At 41.1% G+C, this 17,949-nt stretch carries 20 protein-coding genes and 1 tRNA gene; 17 read left to right on the forward strand and 4 right to left on the reverse strand.

Features of this window, described 5'->3' with window-relative positions:
* Nucleotides 1–4 precede the first annotated feature (4 nt).
* Nucleotides 5–1,033, forward strand: a complete 1,029-nt coding sequence (gene holA / locus FYJ52_RS04540; RefSeq protein WP_154576073.1) for a DNA polymerase III subunit delta — start codon at nt 5–7, stop codon at nt 1,031–1,033.
* 49 nt (nt 1,034–1,082) lie between these two features.
* Here the strand turns inward: holA and rpsT are convergent, their stop codons facing one another.
* Nucleotides 1,083–1,349 (reverse strand): 30S ribosomal protein S20, encoded by a 267-nt coding sequence (rpsT, locus tag FYJ52_RS04545; protein WP_154576074.1) that lies wholly within the window; start codon nt 1,347–1,349, stop codon nt 1,083–1,085.
* A gap of 169 nt (nt 1,350–1,518) precedes the next feature.
* On the opposite strand from rpsT, the gene lepA reads away from it, so the two are divergent.
* A complete protein-coding gene (gene lepA, locus FYJ52_RS04550; RefSeq protein ID WP_154576075.1) occupies nt 1,519–3,327 on the forward strand; it encodes a translation elongation factor 4 in 1,809 nt (602 codons plus the stop codon).
* A gap of 63 nt (nt 3,328–3,390) precedes the next feature.
* Here the strand turns inward: lepA and malQ are convergent, their stop codons facing one another.
* Genes malQ through FYJ52_RS04565 form a run of 3 tightly spaced genes read right to left on the reverse strand, consistent with a single transcriptional unit; the run spans nt 3,391 to nt 5,897 of the window.
* Nucleotides 3,391–4,977 (reverse strand): 4-alpha-glucanotransferase, encoded by a 1,587-nt coding sequence (gene malQ / locus FYJ52_RS04555; RefSeq protein WP_154576076.1) that lies wholly within the window; start codon nt 4,975–4,977, stop codon nt 3,391–3,393.
* 22 nt (nt 4,978–4,999) lie between these two features.
* Entirely contained in the window at nt 5,000–5,683 is a 684-nt protein-coding gene (locus FYJ52_RS04560; RefSeq protein WP_154576077.1) for an HAD family hydrolase, read from the reverse strand.
* The gene (locus FYJ52_RS04565; protein ID WP_154576078.1) at nt 5,646–5,897 is read right to left on the reverse strand and encodes a hypothetical protein; all 252 of its coding nucleotides are present in this window, start codon (nt 5,895–5,897) and stop codon (nt 5,646–5,648) included. The genes FYJ52_RS04560 and FYJ52_RS04565 overlap by 38 nt, the downstream gene beginning before the upstream one ends.
* On the opposite strand from FYJ52_RS04565, the gene uvrC reads away from it, so the two are divergent.
* From uvrC to FYJ52_RS04640, 15 genes are all read left to right on the forward strand, one after another.
* The gene (uvrC, locus tag FYJ52_RS04570) at nt 5,876–7,888 is read left to right on the forward strand and encodes an excinuclease ABC subunit UvrC (protein WP_328598762.1); all 2,013 of its coding nucleotides are present in this window, start codon (nt 5,876–5,878) and stop codon (nt 7,886–7,888) included. The genes FYJ52_RS04565 and uvrC overlap by 22 nt on opposite strands.
* Complete coding sequence (hprK, locus tag FYJ52_RS04575; protein WP_235901532.1) at nt 7,881–8,960, forward strand: HPr(Ser) kinase/phosphatase; 1,080 nt, start codon at nt 7,881–7,883, stop codon at nt 8,958–8,960. Before uvrC ends, hprK begins: the two co-directional genes overlap by 8 nt.
* Before the next feature lie 70 nt (nt 8,961–9,030).
* Nucleotides 9,031–9,894, forward strand: coding sequence for a DegV family protein (locus FYJ52_RS04580; protein WP_154576080.1), 864 nt, complete (start codon nt 9,031–9,033; stop codon nt 9,892–9,894).
* Nucleotides 9,895–9,947: 53 nt separating this feature from the next.
* Nucleotides 9,948–11,018, forward strand: coding sequence for a peptide chain release factor 1 (gene prfA, locus FYJ52_RS04585; RefSeq protein ID WP_154576081.1), 1,071 nt, complete (start codon nt 9,948–9,950; stop codon nt 11,016–11,018).
* A 71-nt stretch (nt 11,019–11,089) separates the two neighbouring features.
* Nucleotides 11,090–11,782 (forward strand): regulatory protein RecX, encoded by a 693-nt coding sequence (locus FYJ52_RS04590; protein WP_154576082.1) that lies wholly within the window; start codon nt 11,090–11,092, stop codon nt 11,780–11,782.
* Nucleotides 11,775–12,752 carry an NAD(P)-dependent oxidoreductase gene (locus FYJ52_RS04595; RefSeq protein WP_154576083.1) on the forward strand — a complete coding sequence of 326 codons (978 nt, stop codon included), beginning with the start codon at nt 11,775–11,777 and terminating at the stop codon, nt 12,750–12,752. The genes FYJ52_RS04590 and FYJ52_RS04595 overlap by 8 nt, the downstream gene beginning before the upstream one ends.
* A 124-nt stretch (nt 12,753–12,876) precedes the next feature.
* Nucleotides 12,877–13,185 carry a metal-sensing transcriptional repressor gene (locus tag FYJ52_RS04600; RefSeq protein ID WP_154576084.1) on the forward strand — a complete coding sequence of 103 codons (309 nt, stop codon included), beginning with the start codon at nt 12,877–12,879 and terminating at the stop codon, nt 13,183–13,185.
* A 14-nt stretch (nt 13,186–13,199) separates the two neighbouring features.
* Nucleotides 13,200–13,583 (forward strand): heavy-metal-associated domain-containing protein, encoded by a 384-nt coding sequence (locus tag FYJ52_RS04605; RefSeq protein WP_154576085.1) that lies wholly within the window; start codon nt 13,200–13,202, stop codon nt 13,581–13,583.
* Nucleotides 13,584–13,603: 20 nt separating this feature from the next.
* A complete protein-coding gene (locus FYJ52_RS04610; RefSeq protein WP_328598763.1) occupies nt 13,604–13,819 on the forward strand; it encodes a heavy-metal-associated domain-containing protein in 216 nt (71 codons plus the stop codon).
* Between the two features lie 111 nt (nt 13,820–13,930).
* Nucleotides 13,931–14,014, forward strand: a tRNA-Leu gene (locus tag FYJ52_RS04615).
* Between the two features lie 136 nt (nt 14,015–14,150).
* Complete coding sequence (locus FYJ52_RS04620; RefSeq protein WP_154576087.1) at nt 14,151–14,786, forward strand: redox-sensing transcriptional repressor Rex; 636 nt, start codon at nt 14,151–14,153, stop codon at nt 14,784–14,786.
* Nucleotides 14,787–14,868: 82 nt separating this feature from the next.
* Nucleotides 14,869–15,279 carry a hypothetical protein gene (locus FYJ52_RS04625; protein WP_154576088.1) on the forward strand — a complete coding sequence of 137 codons (411 nt, stop codon included), beginning with the start codon at nt 14,869–14,871 and terminating at the stop codon, nt 15,277–15,279.
* Nucleotides 15,280–15,384: 105 nt separating this feature from the next.
* Nucleotides 15,385–16,353, forward strand: coding sequence for a TIGR01212 family radical SAM protein (locus tag FYJ52_RS04630; protein ID WP_154576089.1), 969 nt, complete (start codon nt 15,385–15,387; stop codon nt 16,351–16,353).
* A gap of 29 nt (nt 16,354–16,382) precedes the next feature.
* A complete protein-coding gene (locus tag FYJ52_RS04635; protein ID WP_154576090.1) occupies nt 16,383–17,222 on the forward strand; it encodes a GTP pyrophosphokinase in 840 nt (279 codons plus the stop codon).
* 17 nt (nt 17,223–17,239) lie between these two features.
* The gene (locus tag FYJ52_RS04640) at nt 17,240–17,788 is read left to right on the forward strand and encodes a Uma2 family endonuclease (RefSeq protein WP_154576091.1); all 549 of its coding nucleotides are present in this window, start codon (nt 17,240–17,242) and stop codon (nt 17,786–17,788) included.
* Nucleotides 17,789–17,949 lie beyond the last annotated feature (161 nt).

Genomic DNA, 17,949 nt, shown 5'->3' on the forward strand with positions numbered 1-17,949 from the left:
CGACATGAATTACCAACAACTTTTAAAGAATATCAAACAAAATAATTTTTCACTGTTATATTTGTTCTCGGGGCCAGAACAATACATTGCGAACATGATGGTTGACAATTTAATCAAAGCAGCCGTACCAGAAGCCATGTATCAGCTTAACGTGATGTCATTTTCGGAAAAGGATACGGAAATTTCAGATATTATCGAAATTTGCAGGCAACTGCCGATGATGAGTGCCTATCGAGTCGTAATTGTGCGAGAAGAAGTAGGATTAATGCGTACAGCCGCAAAAGAGACTGTAAAGGCATTTTCGGATTATCTCGTATCGCCAGAGCCAACAACGATATTAATTATTCTTGACAGCAAACCAGATAAGCGAAAAAAGATCTATAAACAATTAACTAAAAATGGTACGCTGGTCGATTTTGAAAAACTGTCACTGGTTGCATTGGAAAATTGGATAGCGATGCGGTTGAAACGGGAAAATAAAACGATCAGCGGCAGAGCCTTGAAATACGCGATTGAGCGAAGCCGGTACATTCAAAGTGAAAATGTGAATGTAGAAATGATGGATCATTGGACCGCACAGATGATCGATTTTGCTGGAACTGAAAATTCAATCGGTATAGAAACAGTCGAAGCCGTGATCCCGGAAGCCATTGACGACAATATATTTAAGATGATCGACGCGGCCATTAGCGGCGAAACTGGACATGCCCTGCAAATGTTGGATTTATTCTATCATCAAGGCGAATCGCCTTTTGGTGTTTTCGGTCTGATGACTGGGCAGATCCGAACGATGACAGAAGTGGGGATGTTGGCAGAGCGTCACATCTCGATCTCTCAAATTGCGAAGCAGGTGAGGCGCCCCTTATTTGTCGTAAAAAAGATGGCACGGCGCTGCAATCAAATTGGAGTGATGCAGCTGAAAAGAATGATGATCTCACTGGCTGATATAGATTTGTCGATGAAAACAGGAAAAATTGATCCAGAGCTTGCCATATCTCTGCTCATGATGCGTTTATCGAGACAAAAAAAATAAGGTGATCGATCGGATCACCTTGAGACACGTGTTAGGGAATAAACGAGAATTAGTCAGTAACAGAATTAAGAGCTTTGGCCAACTGGCTTTTTTTGTTAGATGCTTTGTTTTTGTGGATAACGTGTTTGGCAACGGCCTTGTCCCATTGTTTGGCAGCGACGTTGTATGCCTTCTGTGCGTTTTCCTTGTTGCCTTCCGCAACAGCAGCCTGGAACTGTTTTTCAACAGTTTTCAAGTTTGTGCGAACAGCTTTGTTACGCATCCGTGCAATTTCGTTGGTTTTTGCTCTTTTAATAGCAGATTTGATATTTGCCATGTTCTAGCAGACCTCCTCATTTATTGTTTAACGACCGAATTATAGCACAACATCTACAGAGAAACAAGCGAAAACACGAATCTTTTGACAAAATGCTGATAATAAGGGAAAATTATGATAAAATACCTTGGATTAATTCAATAAAAGAAAACAATAAAAAGAGGCATAAATGGCAAAAACACAACAGGAAAGAACGCGCAATTTTTCAATTATTGCGCACATTGACCATGGCAAATCAACTTTGGCAGACCGTTTGATTGAAAAGACAGGTCTTATTTCCGCCCATGATATGGAGGATCAACTGCTCGACAATATGGATATCGAGAGGGAGCGCGGTATCACCATTAAGCTTCAGGCGATCCGTTTGCTCTACAAGGCTAAGGATGGGGAATCCTACATATTAAATTTAATTGATACGCCGGGCCATGTGGATTTTACATACGAGGTTTCCAGATCCTTGGCGGCCTGCGAAGGGGCTGTCCTTGTCGTTGACGCTTCTCAGGGAATTGAAGCGCAGACTATCGCCAATACCTATCTGGCGCTGGACAATGATTTAGAAATTTTACCCGTCATTAACAAAATTGATCTACCGTCTGCGGAACCGGATCGGGTCAAAGGAGAAGTTGAAGATATATTGGGATTGCCGGCTGACGAGGCGCCGCTTATTTCAGCAAAAAACGACATGAATATTGAAGATGTTCTTGAAGACATTGTGCAAAATGTGCCGGCCCCGACAGGTGACCCAGACGCACCATTGAAAGCGCTGATCTTTGACTCGTATTACGACACTTACCGCGGTGTTATTGCCTCTGTCCGCGTAGTTGAAGGGACAATCAAAGCGGGAATGCGGGTACACCTCATGGCAGGCGGTTTAGATTTTGACGTTGAAGAAGTAGGGTTCTTTGAAAATAAGCTTTATCCGGGAGAAAAGCTGCAGGCAGGAGATGTCGGTTATGTTGTCGCTGGCGTAAAAACAGTTGGGGATACAGAAGTTGGCGATACGATTACGGAAAAGGCGAGACCCGCCGCTGAACCGCTTCCGGGTTACAAAAAAGTAGTCCCAATGGTTTATTGCGGAATTTATCCAGCGGATGGCGCAAAATATGAGGATTTAAAAGAGGCCCTGGCAAAACTGAAGCTGAATGATGCGTCGTTGTTATATGAACCGGAAACATCTATAGCTTTGGGATTTGGATTTCGTTGCGGTTTTTTGGGTCTATTGCATATGGAAATTATTCAGGAAAGATTGGAGCGGGAATTTAATTTAGACTTGGTCACAACGGCGCCATCGGTTATTTACAAGGTGATAAAGACCGACGGTCAAACGTTAATGGTTGATAATCCGGCCAATCTTCCAGATCCTTCCGAAATCTCAGAAATGGAAGAACCGATTGTCGATGCGTCCATTATGGTTCCCAGTGATTATCTCGGTCAAGTCATGGAACTTTGTCAGGAACGACGGGGAACTTACATCAATATGGAATACCTCGAGGAAACGCGAGTTAATATTCATTATGAAATGCCCCTTAATGAAATTGTGTACGACTTTTTTGACGCTCTAAAATCCAGGACGCGAGGTTATGCGTCTTTGGACTATGAGATAAAATCTTATCAGTCTGCCGATTTAGTTAAGCTCGATATTTTGCTCAATGGCGAAATGGTCGATGCCCTTTCTTTTATATTTCCAAGAGAAAAAGCCATTGCGAGAGGGCGTGCGATTTGTAAAAAACTCAAGGAAACGATTCCGAGACAAATGTTTGAGATTCCGATTCAAGCTGCGATCGGTAATCGGATTGTTGCGAGAGAGACCATTTCCGCTTTGCGTAAAGACGTTTTAGCAAAATGCTACGGCGGCGATATTACTCGAAAACGGAAGCTGCTTGAAAAGCAGAAGGCCGGAAAGAAGCGGATGCGGCAGGTTGGAAGTGTTGAAGTACCGCAGGAAGCCTTCATGTCTGTATTGAAGCTGGATAGTTAGAAACAGAAAAAAGCCCGTACAAACGGAAGTGTATGTTCGGTTGTGAGGGCTTTTTAAGTTAGATTAGAAAGCAGTTTGAGAATGGGGATTCATGCGCTTGTAGATCCGGTTCATTTCGTAGATCCATTTTGTATCAGCGGAATCAATCGCATCTTGCGGCAGACGGAATTTCCAGTTTCCCTCAGCCTGACCGGGCGTATTGGTTCTGGAATCGGCGCCGTATCCCAGCAAATCCTGCATTGGGATAATGGCAAGACGTGCACTGCTCATCCAAAGCAAGCGAATCAGTGCATGGCAGGAATCGCTGTGGGGGCCGCCTTGTTGCCATTCATCTCCTTGGCAGGGATAGTTGCAGTATTCAAAGGCAAATTTTCTAGCGCCTTCATTCAATTCCCAGAGATAGCCCAGCAAAGTGTTGTTGTCGTGGGTGCCTGTGTAGGCAACGGTATTGGGAATATAATTGTGCGGCCAATGGATGCCGTCGCCAGCGTCGATGAAGGCAAATTGCAGGACGCGCATGCCGGGAAATCCTGAATCGGCCAACAGCTGTCTGACGCCATCATCTTGAACGCCAAGGTCTTCTGCAATGATGCGCGGACTAGAAAAATTGAAGGTTTCAAAGACGTGATTGAACAAATCCATTCCTGGACCTGGCAGCCATTTACCGTTTTTTGCCGTTTTTTCTCCTACGGGGACAGACCAATAGGCGGAGAAAGCTCGGAAGTGATCAATTCTGACGGTGTCAAATAAAGTCAGCGCCATCTCTAAGCGGTCAAGCCACCATTTATAATTCTGTTCTTTAAGAGCGTCCCAATTATATAACGGATTGCCCCACAATTGACCATCTTCTGAAAAATAGTCGGGTGGAACACCGGCTACCGTTTTAGGCGTCCCATCTTCATTTAGATCAAAACATTCGGGATGTGTCCAGACATCTGGACTTTGTAATGCGACATACATCGGCATATCGCCGATAATATAGATATGATGGGCATTGGCGTAGGCTTTGATTTCATCCCATTGCGTAAAAAATAAATACTGCAAAAAAATTTGGAATTCGATTTCCTCAGACAATTTGTCGGTTGCCTTTTGGATGGCCGCTGCATTCCGGTCTCGTAAACCGGCCTCCCAATTAATCCAGCATTCTTCGCCGGTATCCGCTGAAATAGCGGTGTATAGTGCGTAGTCTTCAAGCCAAGGCTGCGTTTTTTTAAATTGTTTAATTTTTTCTCTTAATTGATCATCGGCACGATTAAAGGCTTTTCGAAATAAGTCGACTCGCGTTTCGCGGATAAAATCGTAGGCGACAGCCCATGGTGTTTCATCGTATCGCGCCGTCTGGACTTCGTCTTCAGTTAATAGTCCAGCATCTTTTAAACGTTCAGGGTCGATGAAAAAAGGGTTGCCTGCAAAAGCAGAAACAGCCTGATAAGGGGAGTTGAAGGCGTCTATTGGTCCAAAGGGGAGCACTTGCCAATAAGAACAGCCGATTTTGACGAGAAAATCGATAAATTTTTTAGCAGATGCGCCAAAAGTTCCAATCCCGAAATCACCGGGCAGAGCAGAAACCGGCATTAAAATGCCAGATGCGCGATCAAATAACGGAGACCGCTGCATGTGTGCAAGAGGGGTTGTAGTATTTTTTTTCATAGTTTCCTTATCGTATTTGTTTTTATAAAGTCGATAAAAATGTGTTTAGATCGTCGACTGAGTCCGAAATGTGTAGCGGATGCCATGGATCAGCGTCGGCGGCTGAATGGAAGCCGTAGCCGTAGGTGACGGCGACAAAGGGCATCATTTTTTTCCATGCGCCGAACGCGTCGAATCGGCTGTCACCAACGAGGAGCGCATCGCGCGTTGTTAAAGACAGATGATCAAGAGCCCGCTGCATAATATCCGATTTTTTTGCAGTAATGTGGTTTGGGGTTACGCCGCAAATCGTATCAAAAAATTGATCTAATTGGCCGGCCTCCAAAGTCTTTCGCGCAATGACTTCGCCCTTTAATGTCGAAACAGCCAGCAGATAACCGCGATCTTTCAACTGCATTAATAATTCCGCCATTCCAGGGTAAGATAGTGAAAGCTGATAACTGTATTTTTTTTGATACGCGCGATGCAAATGCGAGGCTTCGATGCCTTCTGTCTCGGAGATTCCGAAGGTCTTCATGTAAGACTGAACGAGAGGCGGTCCGACGAGTGTGTGCAGTGTTTTGTCGTCAATTTCAGGCCAGCCTTTCAGTTTTTGAACGTGGCGGAATGCGGCAAAAATGCCGGGGCCGGTGTCCATTAGTGTGCCGTCGAGATCCCAGAGAATGGCTTTATAATGTCCCATGGGCAGATAAGTTGTACTGGGCATCCAGCATTTCTTTAGCCGATTTTAATAACTGAGTGATAGACAGTGGCAGGCGGATGTCTCGAATTTCAATGATGTTTAAGGGATTATTCAATGCGCGCTTTGTGATGGTGTATCCGTGGTCATAAACTCTCGGACGTACTTCCACTTCGAATTGATTATTAGATATGACGGCGCTCTTGCCGCTTTTGATTCGTGTTTCAAATTTTTCTAGCATGTGAGCCTCCTATCAAGTCGATGTGGCATTATTATAACAAAAAGATTGAAAAAATAAAGTATTTTGACTATGATAATAACATGTATGATCGCAATAATTTAAAAAATATTCCTAAAAAACCAGGCATCTATATTATGCATAACCATGCCGGAGACATCATTTATGTCGGTAAGGCAAAAAATTTATTTAATCGCGTTCATTCGTATTTTCAAAACCCTAAAAAACTCCCGATTAAAACGCAGATTCAAGTGTCCCACGTTGAATCGATCGAGACCATTGTGGTTGATACTGAAATGGAAGCGTTGATTCTCGAATGTAATCTGATCAAGGAGCATCGTCCCCGGTACAACATTATGCTGAAGGACGATAAAAGCTATCCATATATTAAAATTACAACGCAGGAAAAATATCCTAAAATTCTCATGACGCGCAATCACCAGCGGGATGGCGGACGTTATTTCGGTCCTTTCACCAGCAGCACAGCGGTAAAGCAAACGATCGAAGCTTTGCAGCGCGTGTACCCTTTGCGCCGCTGCAATCGCAAGGTGGCAAAGGGCATTAAACGGGGCAGGCCGTGCATTTATTACCATATGGGGCAATGTCTTGCACCGTGTTCCGGAAAAATCGATCCCGAACAATACGCAATCAATGTTCAAAATGATATTGATATCTTAAGTGGAAAAAATAAGCCAATTGTCGATCAGCTCACTGCAGAGATGATACGCGCGTCGGAAAATTTAGAATACGAAAAGGCAGCGGATTGCCGGGATAAAATTCAAGCGATCGATTTTGTTGTATCCAAACAGAAGATCGTCAGCGAAAACCAGCAGAATCAAGATTATATTGCTTTCTATAGGGAAAATGCTCAGAATAAGGCAGATCAATTGGATGAAATAGATCAAAATATTGCGTGTGTGCAAGTTTTTAATGTGCGCGATGGAAAACTGTTGGGGCGTAACCGCATTATGGTTGATGGTGTAAAGGACGAGGCGGACGAAGCGATTATGACAAATGTTGTGAAGCAATATTACAATGGATCGCATTTTTTGCCCAAAGAGATCATTTTATCTTGCCCATTAGATGATGAAATGGCCAGCATCGAAGCGTGGCTGACCGCTCAGAGAGGATCCCGCGTTCGAATCACGGTGCCGCAAAAGGGAAAGAAAGATCATTTCATTCAAATGGTCGAGAAGAACGCAAAACTAACGCTTGAACAATATTTCATTGAAAAACGGCAAAAGGAAAAACGTCGAGAAAATAGAGTTGAATCCCTTCAAACATTGCTGGATATAGACGATGCGCCGAAGCGCATTGAAGCTTATGACATTTCAAATATATCTGGGACCAATAATGTCGGCGGAATGGTCGTTTTTGAACAGGGGAAACCGCAGCCAAAAGCGTATCGCCGTTTTAAAATCAAAACCGTCGAGGGTCAAAATGATTACGCGAGCATGCAGGAAATGCTGTTTCGTCGAATAGAACACGGCATGAAGGAATTAAAAGAAGGGAAAACGCCGGGAGAAAGTTCATTTCTGCCATTTCCTGAGATTTTCATGATCGATGGCGGCAAAACACATGTGGACGCAGCACAGTCGATTTTATCCATGTATCCGGAATTAGACAGCGTAGTTTGTGGTTTGGTTAAAGATGATCATCATCAATTAAGAGGTGTGATCTATCGAGATCAGGAATACCAATTGACATACGGTACGCCGGTATGCACATTTTTAAATGAAATATCAGAAGAAGTTCATCGGTTTGCGATTACTTATCACAGACAATTACGAAAAAAGAACATGTTGTCCTCACGCCTTGAGACCATTCCTGGAATTGGCAAGAAAAGGCGAAAAGCACTGATGCGTTACTTTAATACACTTGATAATATAAAAGAAGCCAGTCGAGATGAATTGATGAAAGTCAACGGCATGAATCAGAAAGCGGCTGATGCTGTCTATCAGTATTTTAGAAAACCAGGAGAAAAAAATGACTGAAAAGGAACCTTTATGCACGATTGAAGTTGAAGAATTTTGCAAGTCGTTAAATCTGGAAAAAATCATAGCGCCAATTCATTACTTTGAATTGTGGGATTCTGGAACCAATCGTCCGGGCCTGCAGCTGCATGGATACTACGAATATTTTGACAATCGGCGCATTCAGCTGGTTGGAAAAGTTGAAATTTCTTATTTAATGTCTTTGGATCCGAGACTTAGAGAAAAACGCATTGATGATTTTTTTAGTCATGATATTCCGTGTTTAATAGTCTGTTGGGATTTGCCAGAAACGACACTCTTTGAAAAGGCTGCCGCAAAATATAAAGTGATCTTGTTAAAGAGCAAGGAAAAAACAACATCGCTCAACTATCGCTTAATTGATTATATTGATAATAAGACAGCGCCGCGAACGGGCATCCACGGTGTGCTTGTCGAAGTTAGAGGGGTTGGCGTTGTGATTACCGGCGCTAGCGGTATCGGTAAAAGTGAAACGGCTCTAGAGTTAATCAAACGGGGTAATAGTTTTATCGCCGATGATGTCGTCGATATCACCTGCCACCATGGTAATCATTTAATCGGGGAAGCCCCGGAGATGCTTAGGTATTATATGGAAGTACGCGGAATTGGCATTATTGATGTCAGAATGCTTTTTGGTGCCAAGTCAGTCAAAAGATCGGTTGATATCGATATGGTAATTAGGCTTGAAAACTGGGACGAACATTCTCCGTACGATCGATTGGGTTTAGATGATCAGACAACCAATATTCTGGGAGTTGATATACCGCTTGTAACGATCCCAGTATCCAGCGGACGGAATTTAGCGGCAATCATAGAAACGGCAGCGATTAATAACAGAATGAAGGAAACTGGCTACCGTTCTGCGCAGGTTTTTGTCAAAAATATCGAAAAACATAACAAGGAAGAAGATCGGAAAAAAGCAGAAGAAGCCAAAAGAAAAAAAGAACGTGAAAAAATGAGTCATTTAGAAAAAAAGGCTAAAGAAAAAGAAGAAGATCTTCAAGAAGAAGTTCAAAATATTCAAAATCAGGAAAAAGGGGAAGGCTGGTATTAAAGCAGCAAGGTTGCGATAAGTGGATTCATGTGATAAACTTTATAGAAAATTTTAGTGAAGTGAGAGTTATATGTGCATTCATATTATTACGGATTCGGCCTGTGATTTGCCAAAGGAACGTTTAGAAGCATTACAGGTTCAAGTACTCCCGCTGTACGTGACACAGGGAGATAATATATATCGAGATGGCATTGATATTCAGCCTGAAGAAATTTATAAAAATATGAAAGAAGGGGTTGTTTATAAAACCTCTCAAATCCCATATCAAGACTACTACGACTGCTTTAAAACTTATGCGGAAGCAAGACAAGATGCGCTTTTGCTCAGCTTTTCGAGTGGCTTGTCGGGAACTTATCAGACGGCTTGCCTGGCGAAAAATGAGATTAACAAAGAATATCCTGATGTTGATATTCGCGTTGTCGATACAAAGGCGGTGACCGGCGGTTTGGGTATGGTTGTCGACGTTGTGGCAGAGCAAGCACAGAATGGCATGTCCATGGATGAGTTGATTCAGCTGACCAATCGTTGCCATGAGCATATTCATCACATTTTTACGGTCACGAATTTAGAGTACGTTTGTAGAGGCGGCCGTCTCAGTCGGCCCTCCGCTTTTATTGGTAATGCATTAAAAATTCATCCATTTATGATTGTGGACGACGAAGGGAAATTAGAAATTACGGATAAATGCAGGGGAGAAAAACGTCTGGTAAAAAAATTTGTCCAATACATTGCGGATCACAGTTATGATATTGCGCACCAAAAAATATATTTTGTTGATGCCTACCAAGATCATCTTGTTAACGCAGTTCAAGAACAATTAACTAAACAATACGGCTGCACCAATTTTTCAAGAAAGATATTAGCACCTGTCATTGGAACGCATATTGGTCCGGGTTCTATGACTGTTTTCTTCTACGATCAAAAACCATTGTAGCACAGTATTAAGATTTGAGTGTAAATGGATTTTTTTGTAGAAAGGAAAATAATATGTTTGAAAAATTAGAATCTCTTGAAGATAAATACGTTCAGTTAACACGTGATATTTCCAATCCGGACATTATCGCTGATCAGCAGAATTGGCAGCGTTTAATGAAAGAACATGCGCACCTCGAACCGATTGTTCAAAAGTATAAGGCGTATCGTTCAACGGAAAAGGCAATTCAGGAAAGTCAGGAGATGCTATCGGACAAATCAATAGACGCAGATTTTAAAGAAATGTGCGAGATCGAAGTAAAAGAGCAGACGGAAATACAGAAAAAATTAGAGGATGAAATAAAAATATTGCTCCTTCCGAAGGATCCTAATGATGATAAAAGCGTCATCGTTGAAATAAGAGCGGGTGCCGGTGGAGATGAAGCGGCACTTTTTGCTCACGATTTATTTCGGATGTATGTGCGCTACGCTGAACGCCATAGATGGCAGACGGAAATTATGAACTCTAATATTTTAGATCTTGGCGGCATAAAGGAAATTACTTTTTCCATTAATGGTCAAGGCGCGTACAGCCGCTTAAAATACGAAAGTGGAGTTCATCGTGTCCAACGTGTTCCGGAAACGGAATCTGGTGGGCGAATTCATACATCGACCGCAACCGTTGCAGTTTTGCCAGAAGTCGAAGATGTCGAAGTGAAAATTGATCCGAATGATTTGCGCATTGATGTATACCGCGCTTCGGGAAACGGGGGGCAATGCGTTAATACGACGGACTCGGCTGTCCGTATTACACATATTCCAAGTGGGTTAGTTGTAACGTGTCAAGACGAAAAATCTCAGATAAAAAATAAAGCAAAAGCCATGAAAGTATTGAAGGCTCGGCTTTACGATATGGAAACACAAAAGCAGCAAAGTGAGATTTCAGCGGAGAGAAAGAGTCAGATCGGAACAGGGGATAGAAGCGAACGCATTCGAACTTACAATTTCCCGCAAGGGCGCGTCACGGATCATCGTATTGGATTAACAGTTCATCAGCTTGATTCATTTTTAGACGGTGAAATTGATGAAATGATAGAAGCTTTGATCACAACTGACCAAGCGAAAAAAATGGAATTAGCTGAATAGCGAAATCAAGGCCTCTCAAAGAGGTCTTTTTTAGAATGATTGGAAATAAAAAGTATTGAGGCAGGATCATATTGGAAGAGCATACAAAAAAAACATCAAAATTATCAGCCTTTGATAGAGCGATGAATTATTTAACGTATCGCGATCGAACCGAAGCGGAAATGGTCAAGTATCTTCAAGATAAAAAATATTCGGAAAAAGAGATTGCAGCAGGTATGGAAGCTTTAATACGATATGGCTATATCGATGACGAGCGGTATATCAAAAATGCATGTGAATTGAATAAAAGTTCAAAACGATACAGCAGACGAAGATTGGCGCAGGACTTAATTCATAAAGGAATCCCAAGGGAAAAAATTGAGGATATTGATTTGTTTTTTTCCGAAGAAGAGGAAGAGCGCTGCTGTGAAGAATTGATTGATGAGGCTTTTGAACGATACCGCAATGAACATCGAGAGAAAAGAAGCCGCAAGGTTGCGAACTGGATGATGAGACGGGGGTATTCTTACGCGATGATTCGTGCACAAATATCTCGTAAACAAGAGATGTTTGCGGAGAATGTTGCGGATGATGAGGAGGAAACGCAGAGAAATCATATCGAGGCAGATTATCAAAAATATTTAAGGATGCAGCGATTAAAAGGGTATACAGGCTGGGAACTTCAAATGCGTGTACAGAGAAATTTGTTATCTAGAGGATTCCCTAAATCTGAGATATACGCATTGATTGATGAAAAAAAACAAGAGGGAGAATTTGATGAATAAGACTCCAAATCAAAAATCAAAGCTAAAGATTGTAATCATGGAGCCTTTAGGAATCAGTGATGACGCATTTAAGGCTCTGACAATGTTATTAAAGGCAGATGGTCATCAAATTATTGCATACGATCATAAGGCAGAAACAGAAGAAATATTAGCAGAGCGGGTCGCAGATGCAAACATCATTGTATTGGCCAATCAACCTTTAAGAAAAAAAGTTCTAGAACATTGCCATCATCTAAAAATGGTGGATGTTGCTTTTACTGGGGTTGATCATATCGATGTAGATTATTTGAAGGCCAACCACATCGCAATTTGCAATGCGGCCAATTATTCGACGCATGCGGTGGCAGAATTGGCAATTGGTTTGATGATTGACCTCAAGAGAAAAATTTCCGAAAGCCAAGATATTTTAGTGCAAGGGAAAAGTAAATTCCCGATTGGAAGTGAGCTTTGTGGTCAAACCTTGGGAATTGTTGGTACAGGCACGATTGGACTTCAAGTTGCTAAAATAGCAAAGGCTTTTGGATGCCATCTCATTGCGTACAGCAGAACACAGAGAGAAGAAGCTCAGGCAATGGGAATAGAATATGTTTCGTTAGACCAGTTGATGCGCCGGTCAGACATAATTTCTCTTCATGTCCCTTGGACAAAAGAGACGACGCAGATGATTGACGCGCAACAAATAAATAAAATGAAAAAAGAGGCCATTTTAATTAATACAGCTCGAGGCGCATTAATTGATTACCATGCCTTAGCCCAGGCGCTCAATATGGGAAAAATTGCTGGTGCGGGAATAGATGTGTTTGAAGAAGAACCACCGCTTCCGCCGGATCATCCGCTGCTCACAGCTAAGAATTGCATCATAACGCCGCATATTGCGTACGCAACTCGGGAAGCATTGTATAAGCGCGCAGAAATTGTTTTTGATAACATCAGATGTTGGTTGGAAGGCCAACCACAAAATATTATATGAGGGATTAAATCTTATCTTTGCATCAGTGGAGATAAGATTTTTTTGTACACTTGACAATACCCCCATCCGGGTATATAATCTGCGTATTATAAATACCTGAGTGGGGGTATTAAAAGGAGAAAAAATGGCTGAAGAAAAAAGCAGAGACTGCTGTGTACGGCATAAAAAAAGGGAGCCGGATCAGTATAGAGATATGATTAATCGCCTGAGTAGAATTGAAGGTCAGGTTCGAGGTATTAAAAGAATGGTAGAAAATGATGCGTATTGTCCGGACATTTTGGTTCAAAGTGCGGCTGTAACGGCAGCAATGAAATCATTTAATAAAGTTTTGTTAGAAGATCATATAAGGACTTGTGTCGTTGAAGACATTAAAGCAGACAAAGAAGGAACAGTTGATGAACTCGTCCGTGTCATTTTAAAATTAATGAAGTAAAAAAGGAAAGTACCATGACAGCAACAATAATGATTATTCTAGTATTGGCTGTGATCGTTTTTATAGCGGTGAAGAGTGCCCGAAAACGCTTCTCGGGAGACGGCAGCTGTTGCGGCAGCGGTGGTGATAAATGGATCGATGAAAAAAAGAAGCTTAATTATCCAATTATTGCGGAAAAAGAAGTAAAAATTCAGGGAATGAGCTGTGAAAATTGTCAAGGACGGATTCAACGGCAGTTAGATCGGATTGATGGCGTTTCTGCAGAAGTCGATTGGGAAAAAGGTGTTGCAAAAATATCTGAAGACCGTGAAGTGTCAGATGATATCATTAAAAGAACCATAGAACGACTGGATTATAAGGTTATGTGTGTTCGAACTGTTCCATTAAATCAAGAATGAGAAAAAATAGGAGGGTAAATATGATAACAGAAACAATAAAAATTGAAGGTATGATGTGCGAACATTGCGAAGCAACTGTGAAAAAGGCACTTGAAAATATTCCGGAAGTAGAACAAGCTCAGGTAGATCACCAAAAGGGAACAGCAGTTGTTATGCTCAATAAAGAAATTGACGATGTTCAATTAAAAAAAGTGATTGAAGACAAAGATTATACCGTTTTAGGATTTGAACGTTAAAGAAAAATTACAGATTAAAGCAGCAATTTTTCCTTGAAGTTGCTGCTCCTTTATGATATTTTTTAATAGCACGTTACATACGAGCGCTTGCCGTCTCGAGTGACGCTGCTTGCGGATGTGGCGGAATTGGCAGACGCGCTAGATTTAGGATCTAGTACCTCGTGTATGAAGGTTCGAATCCTTTCATCCGCACCATATTGTATTGAACTGCTTAAGTCTCTCTAGAAGCTTAAGTAGTTTTTTTATGTCCAATTGATTTATTGGAATTATTTTGTTATAATTATAACAATCAAATGGAATGATTGCATATTTTGAGATAGATGGAGCGCATATGCGGAAAAATTCAAAAAAAGTATCGATGAGTGTCGTTAGGCGACTTCCCAAATATTATCGATTTTTGACAGACTTAAACGAAAGGGGATTCCAGAAAATATCATCGATGGAATTGTCAAAGATGATGGGGCTGACAGCCTCTCAGATTAGGCAAGATCTGAATTCTTTTGGTGCCTATGGACAGCAGGGATATGGCTACCGTGTTCAAGAATTAAAGGACGTGATCCACGATTTATTGGGACTCGACCGTCCTTATCGTTGTGTCATTATCGGGGCAGGAAATCTGGGACATGCGATTTCTCATTATGAAGGTTTCAAAAATGAAGGCATATGGATTCGTGCTATGTTTGACATTGATTCGGAAAAAGTTGGTCAGACGCACGATGGTGTCCCGATTTTTCACATGGAGTACCTTGACGAATATGTTAAGGAAAATATGATCAATATCGCAATATTGTGTGTCCCGAGAGCCATTGGACAAAGTGTGGCGAATGAAGTTGTACGAACGGGCATTAAAGGGATTATGAATTTTGTCCCGATCGATTTAACTTTACCGGATGATGTTATGATTGAAGACGTCAATATTTCAGACAGTTTATATACATTGACATATATGCTGAGTCACACGCAGTAACGAAAAAGGCAAAAAAAAGCATTGAATAATATCGTTTTCACCGGTATAATAAAAATAACAACGTAGAAAGTAGGTGTCTTAAATGATTGAATTTGTATATGGAGCAAAGGGAAGCGGCAAGACGAAAAAAATGATCGACATGGCGAATGCAGAACTTGAAACTTCTAAAGGTCAAATTCTTTTTATAAATGACAGAGATAAATATCGCGTAACTGTCGATACAAAAATTCGCTTTATCAATAGTGACGATTTTGGCATTAAAGGAGAAGATGAATTATTCGGTTTTATCTGTGGCGTTTTAGGCAGCAATTACGATGTTGATACAATCTATATCGATAATTTATTGAGAATTTTAGATGCAAACGGACCGGAAGACGTAGAGGGTCTTTTGAAACGTTTAGATGTTATTCAGAAAAAACAAGATGTGAAATTCGTTTTAAGTCTTAGCTGCGACGAAAACGAAATTCCGGAATGCATCAAAAACTATAAATAAATTCGCTTTTAATGTTTTTTTGAAGGGTTTATTCAAAGGCGCCGATTGTGTGAAACTCATACATTCGGCGTTATCTGTTTATTGGGATATTTAGAAAGTTTTTGCATGAAAGATCCATATCAAATTCAATTGCCGTATCAAACTTACGCATCATGGCTGAAAAAACATTACGGGCAGAAGGTTTATAAAATACCTGTTAATACTGGCGGAACATGCCCGAATCGTGATGGCACGTTATCATGTGGCGGATGTATTTTTTGCGGTGAAAAGGGTGCTGGAAACGAAACGCTGTCATCATCTATTTCCATTAAGGATCAGATCAAAAGGAATGAAGCCTATATCAGCAAACGTTACCACGCCGATTTATTTATTCCGTTTTTACAAGATTTCTCAAATACTTATATCGATTTTAAAACCTTCCAATCTAATATTGAGGCTTGTTTAGGCGAACAGATTGTCGGCATTTCAATATCAACAAGACCGGACTGTATCAGCGATCAGCAGTTAGATTTTCTAAGCCAAATCAGCGAGCAAAATCATATCGATATTTGTATCGAGCTTGGACTTCAAACCATAAACGCCAAAACACTGCGTATCCTCAATCGGCAGCATTCGCTTTCTGATTATGTCGATGCCGCTATGAGAATAAAAGCGCATCATTTACAGCTTTGTACCCATATGATTTTGGATTTACCTTGGGATGACGAAATGGATGTGATCGAGGGGGCGGAGTTACTTTCGGTATTAAAGACAGATTTTGTTAAGTGCCACGCGCTTTACGTGGAACGTGGCACAAAATTGGCAGAGATGTATCAAAAAGGCCGAGTTCAGTTATTGAGCGTTGAAGATTACATTCATCGCGTTGTTCTTTTTTTAACGCATCTAGCGCCGGATATTGCGCTTCAGCGCGTTATTGGGCGTATTCCTGAGCAGGATTCGATCCAGACAAATTGGCACATTAGCTGGTGGAAAATCAGAGAGATGTTGATTGATCGTATGCGTGATCTGCATCTGACACAAGGGTGCGCTTATCAAAAAAATCGGCAGAAACTTATTGGAAAAATTGTTTTGTAAGTTATAATAAAGGGGGGAAAAGGAGAGAAATGAAAGCGAAGGATTGGCAACGTATATTAATTCCTTATCAGCAGGCCGTCGATGAATTGCTGCTTAAATTTAATCAATTAAAGGATCAGCGGGCACAGCTGGGCGAAACCTCACCGATTGAATCTGTTACAGGACGCGTCAAATCGTTGTCGAGTATTCTTGAAAAAATAAATAAATATCATTACAATGTCGACGATGTAGAAGAAAAAATTCGGGATATTGCAGGGATTCGTATCATTTGTCAATTTGTCGAAGATATTTATGAAGTGGCAGATATGATTTATTCGCGCAATAATAAGGATTTAACTGTTTTCCAAGTGAAGAATTATCTTCAAGGAGAAGATCGCTCGGCGTTCCACAGCGGAGAAGGAAAACCGAAAGAAAGCGGTTACCAAAGTTATCATATTATTGTAAAATACCCGGTTTTCAGCAGTGTGGGCTACCGAGAAATTTTTGTTGAAATTCAGATTCGAACCCTTGCGATGAATTTTTGGGCAGTCGTTGAACATTCGCTTAACTATAAGTATAAAGCTAAATTGCCGGAAGTGATAAAGAAACGCTTGACGCGGACAGCCAATACGATCCAGTCGTTGGATACGGAAATGTCGACGATTCGAGATGAAATTTTATCTGCTCAGAAATTATTTAGAATGAAATCAAGCACAGTTAACGATATCGTCGAAAATATTGAAACGTTGCGCCGTCTTCAGAGACCAGAGCTAGCGGATGAGTACAATACGGAATTCAACCGTATATCGGTCCAGGAAGATTTGATACAACTTATTTTATTAAAACGCGAGATTGAATCAGAAGTTGGACAGATTAAAGAGATGAAATAAAGGAGTAAAAGATAAAAATGGAAAACAATCACGATTCTATTGCTGCAGATGTGGTTATGACTGAGGAAAATACGCAGGAAGAACCAATCTTTACCCCTCAAGGTGAAATTATTAATGGTGAAGAATACGCTAAAAATACGACAGATTCTTCTGCAAAGGCAATCATTAAGTATCTGTCTTCGATTTTAAAACAATATCACTTAAGTCACCGTCCGCTTGACCAGCTGTCAGATCCGTATGAAGTGCTGATGGTCGGGCAGATGCATCATACGCAGCTGCGCCCGTCACTAACTGTAACCGTCAATGGCAGCTCTTTTCCAGATTGGGTCATTGAAGTTGTCACTCCGGAAGAAGAGGAAATGATCTATTTGATGAAAACAGGGATTTACGCAGAGGCGGGCGTGAAAGAATATTGGATCATCGATCCTCAGAAGCAAGTGATCATGGAATACAATTTCAAGAAAAATGCTTTTATCCCTAAGATTTATAACTCACCTCAGAGGATTAAAGTCTCGATTTATCGTGACTTGTTCATCTCATTTTCAAGTATTTTTAAAGCACAGTAAAAAAGTTTACAGAAGCATTCATTAGAATGCTTCTCAGACTGTAGACAAAGTCTAGGGCAAACGCTCTAGGCTTTGTTTATTATCGCAATCATTTTTCACCTGTTGCCATACAACCGTGGTAAAATAGCAATAATAGAAACAGGCCATGCATTCAGTAAGCA

Origin of the sequence: Pseudoramibacter porci, from assembly GCF_009696145.1 — a bacterium.
Lineage (GTDB): Bacteria > Bacillota > Clostridia > Eubacteriales > Eubacteriaceae > Pseudoramibacter > Pseudoramibacter porci.

Coding starts and splice junctions, on each gene's coding strand:
- malQ (WP_154576076.1), bottom strand. CDS start 4,977: ATGAAAAAAAATACTACAACCCCTCTTGCACACATGCAGCGGTCTCCG.
- FYJ52_RS04620 (WP_154576087.1), top strand. CDS start 14,151: ATGCGGAAAAATTCAAAAAAAGTATCGATGAGTGTCGTTAGGCGACTT.
- FYJ52_RS04625 (WP_154576088.1), top strand. CDS start 14,869: ATGATTGAATTTGTATATGGAGCAAAGGGAAGCGGCAAGACGAAAAAA.
- prfA (WP_154576081.1), top strand. CDS start 9,948: ATGTTTGAAAAATTAGAATCTCTTGAAGATAAATACGTTCAGTTAACA.
- FYJ52_RS04605 (WP_154576085.1), top strand. CDS start 13,200: ATGACAGCAACAATAATGATTATTCTAGTATTGGCTGTGATCGTTTTT.
- FYJ52_RS04630 (WP_154576089.1), top strand. CDS start 15,385: ATGAAAGATCCATATCAAATTCAATTGCCGTATCAAACTTACGCATCA.
- FYJ52_RS04635 (WP_154576090.1), top strand. CDS start 16,383: ATGAAAGCGAAGGATTGGCAACGTATATTAATTCCTTATCAGCAGGCC.
- FYJ52_RS04600 (WP_154576084.1), top strand. CDS start 12,877: ATGGCTGAAGAAAAAAGCAGAGACTGCTGTGTACGGCATAAAAAAAGG.
- FYJ52_RS04565 (WP_154576078.1), bottom strand. CDS start 5,897: ATGCTAGAAAAATTTGAAACACGAATCAAAAGCGGCAAGAGCGCCGTC.
- FYJ52_RS04560 (WP_154576077.1), bottom strand. CDS start 5,683: ATGCCCAGTACAACTTATCTGCCCATGGGACATTATAAAGCCATTCTC.
- FYJ52_RS04640 (WP_154576091.1), top strand. CDS start 17,240: ATGGAAAACAATCACGATTCTATTGCTGCAGATGTGGTTATGACTGAG.
- FYJ52_RS04610 (WP_328598763.1), top strand. CDS start 13,604: ATGATAACAGAAACAATAAAAATTGAAGGTATGATGTGCGAACATTGC.
- holA (WP_154576073.1), top strand. CDS start 5: ATGAATTACCAACAACTTTTAAAGAATATCAAACAAAATAATTTTTCA.
- lepA (WP_154576075.1), top strand. CDS start 1,519: ATGGCAAAAACACAACAGGAAAGAACGCGCAATTTTTCAATTATTGCG.
- hprK (WP_235901532.1), top strand. CDS start 7,881: ATGACTGAAAAGGAACCTTTATGCACGATTGAAGTTGAAGAATTTTGC.
- FYJ52_RS04595 (WP_154576083.1), top strand. CDS start 11,775: ATGAATAAGACTCCAAATCAAAAATCAAAGCTAAAGATTGTAATCATG.
- FYJ52_RS04580 (WP_154576080.1), top strand. CDS start 9,031: ATGTGCATTCATATTATTACGGATTCGGCCTGTGATTTGCCAAAGGAA.
- rpsT (WP_154576074.1), bottom strand. CDS start 1,349: ATGGCAAATATCAAATCTGCTATTAAAAGAGCAAAAACCAACGAAATT.